This is a genomic window from Chromobacterium piscinae (genome assembly GCF_021129175.1).
GTDB classification, from domain to species: Bacteria; Pseudomonadota; Gammaproteobacteria; order Burkholderiales; family Chromobacteriaceae; genus Chromobacterium; species Chromobacterium piscinae.
The window spans coordinates 1-10,605 of sequence record NZ_JAJOHV010000074.1; the positions used below are offsets into that span (position 1 = coordinate 1).

At 65.3% G+C, this 10,605-nt stretch carries 12 protein-coding genes; 6 read left to right on the forward strand and 6 right to left on the reverse strand.

Translation table 11 applies throughout. From position 1 onward, the window contains the following. Positions 1-414 (forward strand): calcium-binding protein (locus tag LQR33_RS18150; RefSeq protein WP_331282870.1); only part of this gene is annotated, 414 nt, incomplete at its 5' end. 50 nt (positions 415-464) lie between these two features. Here LQR33_RS18150 and rlmH read toward each other — a convergent pair. The 4 genes from rlmH to LQR33_RS18170 form a co-directional block, all read right to left on the reverse strand. Beyond that, positions 465-935, reverse strand: coding sequence for a 23S rRNA (pseudouridine(1915)-N(3))-methyltransferase RlmH (rlmH, locus tag LQR33_RS18155; RefSeq protein WP_046159028.1), 471 nt, complete (start codon positions 933-935; stop codon positions 465-467). Between the two features lie 66 nt (positions 936-1,001). Next, on the reverse strand, positions 1,002-1,370 hold the full coding sequence (gene rsfS / locus LQR33_RS18160; protein ID WP_021475654.1) for a ribosome silencing factor: 369 nt from the start codon (positions 1,368-1,370) through the stop codon (positions 1,002-1,004). A gap of 78 nt (positions 1,371-1,448) precedes the next feature. Next, the gene (nadD, locus tag LQR33_RS18165) at positions 1,449-2,087 is read right to left on the reverse strand and encodes a nicotinate-nucleotide adenylyltransferase (RefSeq protein WP_231176682.1); all 639 of its coding nucleotides are present in this window, start codon (positions 2,085-2,087) and stop codon (positions 1,449-1,451) included. Next, the gene (locus tag LQR33_RS18170) at positions 2,084-2,665 is read right to left on the reverse strand and encodes a beta-class carbonic anhydrase (protein WP_021475656.1); all 582 of its coding nucleotides are present in this window, start codon (positions 2,663-2,665) and stop codon (positions 2,084-2,086) included. The genes nadD and LQR33_RS18170 overlap by 4 nt, the downstream gene beginning before the upstream one ends. A gap of 572 nt (positions 2,666-3,237) precedes the next feature. Here LQR33_RS18170 and LQR33_RS18175 point away from each other — a divergent pair. Next, positions 3,238-3,798, forward strand: coding sequence for an acetate uptake transporter (locus LQR33_RS18175; RefSeq protein WP_221666223.1), 561 nt, complete (start codon positions 3,238-3,240; stop codon positions 3,796-3,798). A gap of 55 nt (positions 3,799-3,853) precedes the next feature. Here LQR33_RS18175 and LQR33_RS18180 read toward each other — a convergent pair whose 3' ends face one another. Together LQR33_RS18180 and LQR33_RS18185 are read right to left on the reverse strand one after the other, a co-directional pair. Continuing rightward, on the reverse strand, positions 3,854-4,609 hold the full coding sequence (locus LQR33_RS18180) for a hypothetical protein (RefSeq protein ID WP_231470021.1): 756 nt from the start codon (positions 4,607-4,609) through the stop codon (positions 3,854-3,856). A gap of 40 nt (positions 4,610-4,649) precedes the next feature. Next, positions 4,650-5,636 carry a DUF2804 domain-containing protein gene (locus LQR33_RS18185; RefSeq protein WP_231470022.1) on the reverse strand — a complete coding sequence of 329 codons (987 nt, stop codon included), beginning with the start codon at positions 5,634-5,636 and terminating at the stop codon, positions 4,650-4,652. A 136-nt stretch (positions 5,637-5,772) separates the two neighbouring features. Here LQR33_RS18185 and LQR33_RS18190 point away from each other — a divergent pair, with 136 nt between their 5' ends. The 4 genes from LQR33_RS18190 to LQR33_RS18205 all read left to right on the forward strand — a co-directional run. After that, positions 5,773-5,919 (forward strand): hypothetical protein, encoded by a 147-nt coding sequence (locus LQR33_RS18190; RefSeq protein ID WP_221665167.1) that lies wholly within the window; start codon positions 5,773-5,775, stop codon positions 5,917-5,919. Beyond that, complete coding sequence (locus LQR33_RS18195; RefSeq protein ID WP_166439481.1) at positions 5,916-7,367, forward strand: beta-barrel assembly-enhancing protease; 1,452 nt, start codon at positions 5,916-5,918, stop codon at positions 7,365-7,367. The genes LQR33_RS18190 and LQR33_RS18195 overlap by 4 nt, the downstream gene beginning before the upstream one ends. Before the next feature lie 302 nt (positions 7,368-7,669). Continuing rightward, complete coding sequence (gene aceE / locus LQR33_RS18200; protein WP_231470024.1) at positions 7,670-10,333, forward strand: pyruvate dehydrogenase (acetyl-transferring), homodimeric type; 2,664 nt, start codon at positions 7,670-7,672, stop codon at positions 10,331-10,333. A gap of 120 nt (positions 10,334-10,453) precedes the next feature. Next, positions 10,454-10,605: biotin/lipoyl-containing protein (locus LQR33_RS18205; protein ID WP_231470025.1), on the forward strand; the 152-nt coding region annotated here is incomplete at its 3' end.

A 10,605-nucleotide genomic window follows, 5' to 3' on the forward strand; every position in this document is an offset into this window, starting at 1 on the left:
ACCTTCGTGTTCAATCTGGGCGACGGCAAGGACCTGATCCAGAGCTACAGCCCGCAGTACGGCAGCATGCATGAGAGCACGCTGCGCTTCGGCGCGGGCATCGCGCAAAGTGATTTGACGGCGTCGCAAAGCGGCAACGACTTGCTGTTGCAGCACGCGAACGGCCAGGACAGCATCCGGGTACAAGGCTGGTTCGACCCGCAGAAGATGGACGACATGAAGCTGAGCCAAGTGGTGTTCGCCGACGGTGGCAGCTGGAGCCGGGAGTGGCTCAGCCAATCCGCTGGCGCATCTGCTTCGCAAGCGCTAGTCAACGCGATGGCGGCGTTCAATCCGCCTGCGGCCGGCCAGATGACGGCGCAGCCGGATAGCCAGTCCGCGCCGGCGGCGCTGGCCGCGTCCAGCTGGCATTAAGCGGGAGCGTTAGCTTGACGGTCCTGCCGACTGATGTCGGCCGGGCCGTTTTATTCGCGGTGGTAGGGGTGATTATTGAGGATGGAGTAGGCGCGGTAGATCTGCTCGGCCAGCATCACCCGCACCATGCCGTGCGGCAAGGTCATCGCCGACAGCTGCAGCAGCACGTCGGCGCGCTGCTTCAGCTCTTGAGACAGGCCGTCGGCGCCGCCGATGACGAAGACCACGTCGTCGCCGCCGGCCATCCACTCCTTCAGGCCCTCGGCCAGCTTGACCGAGGTCCAGTTCTTGCCGCGCTCGTCCATCACCACCAGCCGCGCGCGCGGCGGGATGGCGGCGATCAGCCGCTCGTGCTCGGCGGCTATGCCCTTTTCGGCGGTGACGCCGCCGCCGCGCTTCTCCGGCTTGATCTCTTTCAGTTCCAGCGAGATGTCGCGGCCGAAGCGCTTGGCGTAATCGGTATAGGCCTCGTCGACCCAGCGCGGCATCTTGGTGCCGACGGCGAGTATGGTGATTTTCATCGGGAAGGGCTTGTGCGGAGGGAGAAAAACGAAAGGGCGGGAAGAACCCGCCCTTGTTCGGTCAGCTTATACCGCCGACCACGGCTTGGCGGCGCCCAGCGCGAAGCTCGGCTTCTGGCCGCCCCACAGCGCCTCGATGTCGTAGTAGTCGCGCACGGCGGGCAGCATCACGTGCACCACCACGTCGCCGGCGTCCACCAGCACCCATTCGCCGCTTTCGTGGCCTTCGCTGCCGACGATGTCCACGCCGGCTTCCTTCAGTTTCACCTGCACGCTGTTGGCCAGCGCCTTCACCTGGCGATTGGAGTCGCCGGTGGCGACGATCATGCGTTGGAACAGCGAGGTGAGTTCGCTGGTATCCAGTTCGATGATGTCCTTGCCCTTGACGTCTTCCAGAGCCTCGACGGCCAGTTTGCTGATTTCTTGAATTTCCATGATTCCTTTTCCTGTGCCGGTACATAGCAGGCACAGGCGCCGGCAAGAGGTACCAAAAAGAGCGGGTAGGGCGGTGCCCTACCGGTATAGCCGCTGCTGGCGGATGTAAGCCAGCACGGCGGGATCGATCAGACCTTCCACCGGCTCGTCGGCGGCCAGCTGGGCCCTCAGGCGGGTGGCGGACAGATCGAGCGGCGGGAGGGCCAGGGGGCGGATTGTACCGGAAGCCGTTCGATTTGAAAAATCAGATACTTGGCGGGCCTGCCACTCTTGGCGGACTTCGGGGGGGAGGGCGGCCGGATCGAAGCCGGGCCGCATCGCGACGGCGAGGTTGGCGAGGCGGAACAGCTCGCGCCAATCTTTCCAGGAGGACAGCGCCGCCAGCGAGTCGCCGCCGACCAGAAACCATAGTTCGGCGGCTGCGCCCAGCTCGGCGCGCAGTTCGCGCAGCGTGTCCACGGTGTAGGCGGGACGATGGCGGCGGATCTCGCGCTCGTCCACCGTCAACCTGGCGTCGGCGGCGATGGCCAGCTTCACCATGTCCAGGCGTTGCGCCGCGCTGGCGCGCGGCCCTTCCTGCCTATGGTAGGGTTGGCCGGCGGGGATCAGCCTGACTTCGTCGAGCGCCAGTTCGTCGGCGAAGGCGCGCGCCATGCGCAGGTGGGCGTGGTGGACGGGATCGAAGGTGCCGCCGAACACGCCGACGCGGGCGTTCATTCGGCCGGCGCTTCCTCGTCGCCGTAGCCGTTGATCACCATTTCCAGCCGGCCGGTGGACGGGTGGATCACCATGCCGTGCACTGGAACGTCCTTGGGCATCAAGGGATGGTTGCGGATCGTCTGCACGGTGTGGCGCACGCTGTCGGACACGTTGTCGAAGCCCTTCAGCCAGCCGTCCAGGTCGATGCCGGCCGCGCGCAGGGTGGCGATGGTGTCTTCTGATACGCCGCGCTCCATCGCGTGGTTCAGCACGCGCTGCGGATCGACCGCGCGCATGCCGCAATCGCGGTGGGCGACCACGCAGATCTCGTCGGCGCGCAGTTCGTACACCGCCATGATCAGGCTGCGCATCACCGAGCCCCAGGGGTGGGTGATCAGCGCGCCGGCGTTTTTGATCAGTTTGGCGTCGCCGTTCTTCAGGCCCATCGCCTTGGGCAGCAGCTCCACCATGCGGGCATCCATGCAGGCGAGGATGGCCAGGCCCTTGCCGGGAAACTTGTCGGTCTTGTATTGCTCGTATTCGCGGTTTTCCACGAAGGCGCGGTTGTGCTCGAGCAGGGTATTCAGTCGGTCCATGGGTGCGGTTTCCTATGCGGATATCGGGACGGATTCACCTGTGCGTCCGGCGGGCGCACAGGTGAATGCGCTCTGGAGGTTTTGCTCTATTCCGGGCGGCATGCTACCACCAGTCGGCGGAATCAGGACAGAAATTCGCGGCTGAATCGGTCTGTATAGATGGGGGCGCTGGAGCAGGATTGCAAGCGAAATCGGTCCTTATGCTAATTATACAGAGTTTGACGAATCTCCTTGCCGTGGTGGACCGGCTTGCCTAGAATCGCGCCTCCTTTAGAGCCTGTTCACGATCTTTTTTCGAGCAGCGCAACCCAAGCAGAAGACCAGATGCAAGGCGGAGGGTGCAAGCCTTGGTCATTCCAAGGCTCAATCCGACAACGCGGCAGATGATCTTCTGCTTGGGCTGCCCTCCGGGACTGTTTTCTGCCGGCGCATGGCTTTGTCAAACGCCCCTGGCAGTGAATGACACTGCGGCGGGCCGTTTTTCGCGCCCTGCATCCGACAGAAAACAGTCGCTGCCGAAAAAAGATCGTGAACAGGCTCTTAATTACTGCTTGCTTATTCTGGAGCGTTTCGTGAACGAAAAACTGGCCAACCCGGCCCCGCTGGGCCTGATGGGCTTCGGCATGACCACCATTCTTCTCAATATCCACAACGCCGGCTTTTATCCGATCAGCGCGATGATCCTGGCGATGGGCCTGTGCTACGGCGGCCTGGCGCAGATCATCGCCGGCATCATGGAGTTCCGCCGCGGCAACACTTTCGGCGTCACCGCCTTCCTGTCCTACGGCTTGTTCTGGCTGAGCCTGGTGCTGCTGATCGTGCTGCCCAAGACCGGCCTGGCCGACCCGACGCCGGAAGGCTATATGGGCTGGTACCTGCTGATGTGGGGCGTGTTCACGCTGTTCATGCTGGTGGGCACCGTCAATTACCCGCGGGTCAAGCAGTTCGTGTTCGCCTCGCTGACCGTGCTGTTCTTCCTGCTGGCGGCGCGCGATTTCACCGGCAACGCGGTGATCGGCATGATCGCCGGCTTCGAGGGCATCGTCTGCGGCGCCAGCGCCATCTATCTGGCGATGGCCACCGTGCTGAACGAGCAATACGGCCGCACCGTGTGGCCGGTGGGCGCGCGCTGAACGCGATCCGCTTCCGTATTCCAACGCCCCGCATGGGGCGTTTTTCATTTGATGCTCAATGGCGATGCCGGCCCAGCCACATCACGGCCAGCTGCACCAGCACCGCCAGACTCAGCGCCAGCAGGAAGGCGGAGGCCGGCCGCAGCGCGTCCAGCGCGCCGGCCAGCGCCAGGCAGAAGGCGATGAAGGCGTAGAAGCCGCGCACCATGCCGCGCAGCAGGCGGATGGCGGCGGCGGGGCCGGCGCTGGCGTGGGTGAAGACGCCCAGCACGCTGGCCAGCACCGGAAACACCGCCAGCAGGCCGCTGAGCGATGGCCCCAGTTTTTGCGACAGGCTGGTGATGATCAGCACCAGCACCGCGCCGGCCGCCATCCGCGGCGCCATGCCAGCTTCGCGGGGAAGGGCGCTCGCCGTGGCGGGCGGAGCGGGAAACAAAAAGCCGGCCAAGGGCAGGAAGGCCAGGCCCAGCATCGCGGCATGCCACGGCGGCAGCGCCGCCAACTGGCTGGCGACGACGGCGAGCGCGTAGCCGGCCACGCCCAGCGGCAGGCACAGCGGCCAGCGCCAGCGCAGGGCGGCCCAGCTGTAGGCGATGCCGAACACCACGTTGGCGGCGGCCCCCAGCGCCGAAGCCAGCGCCGCCTGGCGGGCGAAGTCCGGCCCTTGCTCCAGCGTCAGGATCAGCAGGATCGATCCGGTGATCACCGGGAAACCGGCCAGCGCGCCGGCCACGCCCGGCCCCCATTTTCTGGCGGCGGCGCTGATCAGCCAGATCAGCGCCGGCACCAGCAGCAATTTCAACAGCAGCATCTTAATAGCCTGTTCAAAGTCTTTGGTGAGCAGCGCGGCTTTACCAGCGCGAGACATGGTCCTCGGTGACGCCGGCCAGCGCGCGCACCGCGTGGCGCGCTCCGCTGTCGGGATCGATCAGTTCGCCGTCGAAGCGGCCCACCGGCTGCACGTAGCGGCTGGCGGCGACGATCAGGTTCTTGTCCTCCCGCCGCGCGCCTTCCGGCGTGAAAGTCAGATCCACCATGCCGTCGTCGCTGCGGATGCGCCATGGTGCCAGCGGGTTTTCCGCCTGGTAGTCGAATGTCGCCGCGCCGACGCGCCACAGCCGGCCGTCCAGCCACACCGCGTTCTCCTCGCGGCCCATATAGCCCTGCTGCAGATTGAAGCCGATGCCGGCGCCGTGGGCGCTGGCCCAGCGCCAGCGCGTTTCGCGGGCCAGCAGGCCATTGGAGTAGTCGAGCGAGGCGGTGGCGGCGGACAGATCGTAGCGTCCGGCCGCGCAGCGCGCCTCGCCGCGCGCGGGCAGGCCGCCGCTCTTGTGGGTGCTGTGGGCCAGATAATTGGCCGGCGCCACCACAGCCAGCACCGGCGGCATCGCGGAGAGATCGATCTCCGCGTCCAAGCTCAGTTCGCGGCTGGCCACGCTCAGCCGCAGAACGTCGCCGGTGCGCTCGAAGGCGAAGCGCTTGCCGGGGAGACGGAAGCAGGCGTCGCCGAAGGCGCGGTCGGCCAGGCCCACGCCGATGCCGGGCAGGCCGTTGGCGCTGGCGGCGGCCACTACTTTTCCTTGCTTGCGATCGAACAGATAGGCGAAGGCGGTGCCGTTCCAGCCCACGTCCACCACTGCGGCGGCGACCAGGAAATCGTCGTGGGCGAGGGCCGCGTATTGCCAGCGCTTGTGGTGCAGCTTGCGCGACAGGCGCTGCAATGGCGTCAGCGCCAGCGCCCGCCAGCTCAGTTCGGGCACGATGCCCTGGTAAACGCCGAAGGCGGCGCGGCCATCCGGAGCGGTGAGGCGGAGCGGGGCGGAGGGCAGGGTGGGCATGGCGGAGCACCGGTAGGGGAATGCGGTCGAGTCTAGCGGAATCCGTTCATCATGGCAGCGCGCTACAATTGTTTAACATTGCGCACAATTGCGCGCATGCCATTTCGCATCGTTCGCGGCTATCATAAGCCCTATGATGAAAAGCCGCCTGCTGTTCGCGTTGCAGAAGCCGCCCCGCGCGGCAAGCCTGGATGAACCCTTTCGTCATGGCGAATTGGTGCAATTGTTCAACATCGCGCGCGGCTTCGCCGATGCCGGCTTGATCCGTTCGCGGCTGCCATGAGCTTCGCGAAGAAGAGTCTGCTGTGCGCGCTGCTGGCCTCCACGCTGGCCCAGCCGCTGACCGTCCGCGCCGATCTGCCCGATCTGGGCGAGATATCCGACGCCTCGCTGTCATTGTCCGACGAGGCGCGCATCGGCCGCGACGCGCTGCGCGCGATGCGCGAAGCCGGCGACGTGGTGGACGACCCCGAGGTCAATGTCTACCTGAACGGCATCGGCGGCCGTCTGGCCGCGGCGGCCGCGGTGCCGGGCGTCCACTTCACCTATTTTTGCGTCGCCGATCCCGGCATCAACGCCTTCGCCATGCCCGGCGGCTATGTCGGCATCAATATCGGCCTGATGCTGGCCTCCCAGAGCGAAGGCGAGCTGGCCGCCGTGCTCGGCCACGAAACCGCCCACGTCGCCCAGCGCCACATCGCGCGGATGCAGGCGGCCAATAGCGCCACCAGCCCCTTGCTGCTGCTGGGCACCATCGTCGCCGCCGCGCTGGCGGCCAAGGCCGGCAGCGGCGAGGGCGCGATGGGCGCGGTGTCGGCCGGCATGGGCCTGTCCATTTCCCGGCAGCTGGCGTTCTCGCGCGATTTCGAGCGGGAGGCCGACCGCGTCGGCATGCAATATATGGGCGCCGCCGGCTTCGACGTGCGCTACATGGCGTCCTTCTTCCAGCGGCTGGAGCAGGCCAGCCGCTACAGCGACAACACCGCCTACGCCTTTTTGCGCACCCACCCGGTGACGCTGGAGCGGATCAGCGAGGCGCAGAACCGCGCGTTGGACTACCCGGTGCGGATGCGCGCCGACAGCGTCGACTACCTGCTGGTGCGCGAGAAGCTGCGAGTCCTCACCCTGTCGCCGGAAGAGGCGGTTTCCCATTACGACAGCGCGCTGCAGCGCGGCTTGTTCCTCAGCGAAGGCGCAAATTGGTATGGCCTGGCGCGCGCCAAGTTGCTGCAGCATGACCGCAAGGGCGCCAGCGAGGCCTTGGCCAAGGCTCGCGCCAAGCTGCCGGACAACCCCATGCTGTACGGGCTGGAGGTGGAGATCGCCCGCGACGGCCGCGATTGGGCCGCCGCCGCCCGCGCGGCCAGGGAGGGCTTGTCGGCCTTCCCGCGCAGCGAGTCGCTGCAACTGGCCCAGCTGGATGCCGCGCTGGACGGCGGCGACCGAAAGGCCGCCCAGGCGCAGCTGCGCCAGTTGCTGGACAACCGGCGCGACGATCCGGCGCTGTACCGGCGCGAGGCCAAGCTGTACGCCGACAAAGACCCGCTGCGCTACCACGCCGCCTTGGGCAATGCGTTCTATTACGAACAACGCTACGGCGCGGCGCTGGAGCAGTACCAGTTGGCCGGCAAGGCCAAGGGAGACGACTTCTACCTGCGATCCATGCTGGAAGCCCGCCTGCGCGAGGTGGAGAAGCTGGCCAAGGAGGAGCGCAAGGCTGCGCGGAATTGAAACAATTGTTTCAGGATCGCGCGGCTTATCGCAAAAAAACAACATGATGCGGCGCAGCATCTGTTTTTTTCGCGACTTCCAGCTGTCTTAGCCGTCGACGGCTATTCCTTTACGAATCCATCCAGTCGTACACTGGCGGGGTTGCTTTACACCCATTCGCAAATGAACATTTTTATTTGCGAATCTGTTCGTTTATAATCGCAAATCAAATAATTGGCTCGCTTCTGAGCCAATAGCATAAAACGCGGGACCGGCCGGTTTCGAGACTCGGTCCCCGATGTCACCCGCTGTGAGGACCAGAGATGGCTGCAACTTTCCCTGACGATATCGATCCGTTGGAAACCCAGGAGTGGACTGAAGCGCTGGAATCGGTGCTGGACAACGAAGGCGCGGAACGCGCCCACTTCCTGCTGGAGACCATGGTCGAGCGCACGCGCCGCCGCGGTGCCCACCTGCCGTTCGACGCCACTACCGCTTACCAGAACACCATCCCCGTCGGCAAGGAAGCCAAGTCGCCGGGCAATCACGAGATGGAGCACCGCATCCGCTCGATCAACCGCTGGAACGCCGCCGCCATGGTGCTGCGCGCCGGCAAGAAGGATCTGGAGCTGGGCGGCCACATCGCGTCCTTCCAGTCCTCCGCAACCTTGTACGACGTCGGTTTCAACCATTTCTGGCGCGCCCAGAATGAAAACCAGGACGGCGACCTGATCTACTTCCAGGGCCACATCGCCCCGGGCGTGTATTCCCGCGCCTTCATGGAAGGCCGCCTGTCGGCCGACCAGATGGACAACTTCCGCCAGGAAGTGGACGGCCAAGGCCTGTCCTCCTATCCGCACCCGTGGCTGATGAAGGACTTCTGGCAGTTCCCGACCGTATCGATGGGCCTGGGCCCGCTGATGGCCATCTACCAAGCCCGCTTCCTGAAGTACCTGGAAAGCCGCGGCCTGGCCAAGACCATGGGCCGCAAGGTGTGGTGCTTCTGCGGCGACGGCGAGATGGACGAGCCGGAATCGCTGGGCGCGATCGCCATGGCCGCCCGCGAAGGCCTGGACAACCTGGTGTTCGTGATCAACTGCAACCTGCAGCGCCTGGACGGTCCGGTGCGCGGCAACGGCAAGATCATCCAGGAACTGGAAGGCGACTTCCGCGGTTCCGGCTGGAACGTGCTGAAAGTCATCTGGGGCTCCCGCTGGGATCCGCTGCTGGCCATGGACACCAAGGGCCTGCTGAAGAAGCGCATGGACGAGTGCGTGGACGGCGACTACCAGACCTTCAAGTCCAAGGACGGCGGCTATGTTCGCGAGCACTTCTTCGGCAAGTATCCGGAGCTGCGCGAAATGGTGGCCAACATGTCCGACGAGGAGATCTGGAATCTCAACCGCGGCGGCCATGACCCGCACAAGGTGTACGCGGCCTACCACGAGGCCACCCACAACGCCAACGGCCGTCCGACCGTGATCCTGGCCAAGACCATCAAGGGTTACGGCATGGGCGCGTCCGGCGAAGCCAAGAACATCGCGCACCAGGCCAAGAAGATGGACCTGGACAGCCTGCGCAACTTCCGCGACCGCTTCGGCATCCCGGTGTCCGACGCCGACCTGCCGAACGTGCCGTACTACCTGCCGGCCGAAGACAGCCCGGAAATGAAGTACATGCGCGAACGCCGCGCGGCGCTGGGCGGCTATCTGCCGGCCCGCAATCCGGTCAACCACCCGCTGGCGGTGCCGGAACTGTCCGCCTTCGACGCGCAGCTGCAAGCGTCGGGCGACCGCGAGTTCTCCACCACGATGGCCTTCGTCCGCATGCTGGGCACCATCATGAAGGACAAGAACGTCGGCAAGCGCGTGGTACCCATCGTGCCGGACGAGTCCCGCACTTTCGGCATGGAAGGCATGTTCCGCCAATACGGCATCTGGTCCACCCAGGGTCAGAACTACGTGCCGCAGGACCATGACCAGCTGATGTTCTACAAGGAATCCAAGGACGGCCAGATCCTGCAGGAAGGCATCAACGAGCCGGGCGCGATGGCCGACTGGATCGCCGCGGCGACCAGCTACGCCAACAGCAGCCAGCCGATGATTCCGTTCTACATCTACTACTCGATGTTCGGCTTCCAGCGCATCGGCGACCTGGCTTGGGCTGCCGGCGACATGCGCGCCCGCGGCTTCCTCTTGGGTGGCACTGCCGGCCGCACCACGCTGAACGGCGAAGGCCTGCAGCACGAAGACGGCCACAGCCATATCCAGGCTGGCCTGATCCCGAACTGCATCAGCTACGACCCGACCTTCGCCTACGAGCTGGCCGTGATCGTGCAAGACGGCATGCGCCGTATGTACGCCGAGCAGGAAGACGTCTTCTACTACCTGACTCTGATGAACGAAAACTACGTTCACCCGGCGATGCCGGCAGGCGCGGAAGAGGGCATCCTGAAGGGCATGTACCTGCTGCAGGACGGCGGCGACGCCAAGGTCAAGGTGCAACTGATGGGCTCCGGCACCATCCTGCGCGAAGTGATGGCCGCGGCCGACCTGCTGAAGGCTGACTTCGGCATCGGCGCCGATATCTGGAGCGTGACCTCCTTCAACCAGCTGCGCCGCGACGGCATGGAAGCCGAGCGCCACAACTTGCTGAACCCGACCGCCGAGGCCCGTTCCTCCTACGTCGAGCAGCAGCTGGCCGGCCGCAACGGCCCGGTGATCGCCGCGACCGACTACATCCGCAACTACGCCGACCAGATCCGCGCCTATGTGCCGGGCCGCTACGTCGTGCTGGGCACCGACGGTTTCGGCCGCTCGGACAGCCGCGCCAACCTGCGCTCCTTCTTCGAGGTGGATCGCTACCACGTGGCGCTGGCGGCTCTGTCCGCTCTGGCCCGCGACGGCAAGATCGACGGCGCCAAGGTGGCCGAGGCCATTACCAAGTACGGCATCAAGACTGACAAGCTGCCGAGCTGGAAGGTGTAATCGCAGGGCGGAAGCCCCGGCTTTGGCCGGGGCCTTCCGCCTTTGCACGGCAAGCGAATCTGTAGCGGATATCCGGCGGAATGCCCCGACAGGGGCTTCCGCCCTACGAATGGAAAGCTCATGAGCAATCTGATCGAACTGAAAGTGCCCGACATCGGCGGTCACAGCAACGTAGACATCATCGAAGTATTCATCGCCCCGGGCCAGACCGTGTCCGTGGACGACTCCCTGATCACCCTGGAAACCGACAAGGCCACCATGGAAGTGCCGGC

Bases quoted from the DNA above. Each gene is read 5' to 3' on its own strand.
- rlmH (WP_046159028.1), bottom strand. From the start codon at position 935: ATGAAAATCACCATACTCGCCGTCGGCACCAAGATGCCGCGCTGGGTC.
- LQR33_RS18185 (WP_231470022.1), bottom strand. From the start codon at position 5,636: ATGCCCACCCTGCCCTCCGCCCCGCTCCGCCTCACCGCTCCGGATGGC.
- aceE (WP_231470024.1), top strand. From the start codon at position 7,670: ATGGCTGCAACTTTCCCTGACGATATCGATCCGTTGGAAACCCAGGAG.
- LQR33_RS18195 (WP_166439481.1), top strand. From the start codon at position 5,916: ATGAGCTTCGCGAAGAAGAGTCTGCTGTGCGCGCTGCTGGCCTCCACG.
- LQR33_RS18180 (WP_231470021.1), bottom strand. From the start codon at position 4,609: ATGCTGCTGTTGAAATTGCTGCTGGTGCCGGCGCTGATCTGGCTGATC.
- nadD (WP_231176682.1), bottom strand. From the start codon at position 2,087: ATGAACGCCCGCGTCGGCGTGTTCGGCGGCACCTTCGATCCCGTCCAC.
- rsfS (WP_021475654.1), bottom strand. From the start codon at position 1,370: ATGGAAATTCAAGAAATCAGCAAACTGGCCGTCGAGGCTCTGGAAGAC.
- LQR33_RS18170 (WP_021475656.1), bottom strand. From the start codon at position 2,665: ATGGACCGACTGAATACCCTGCTCGAGCACAACCGCGCCTTCGTGGAA.
- LQR33_RS18190 (WP_221665167.1), top strand. From the start codon at position 5,773: ATGAAAAGCCGCCTGCTGTTCGCGTTGCAGAAGCCGCCCCGCGCGGCA.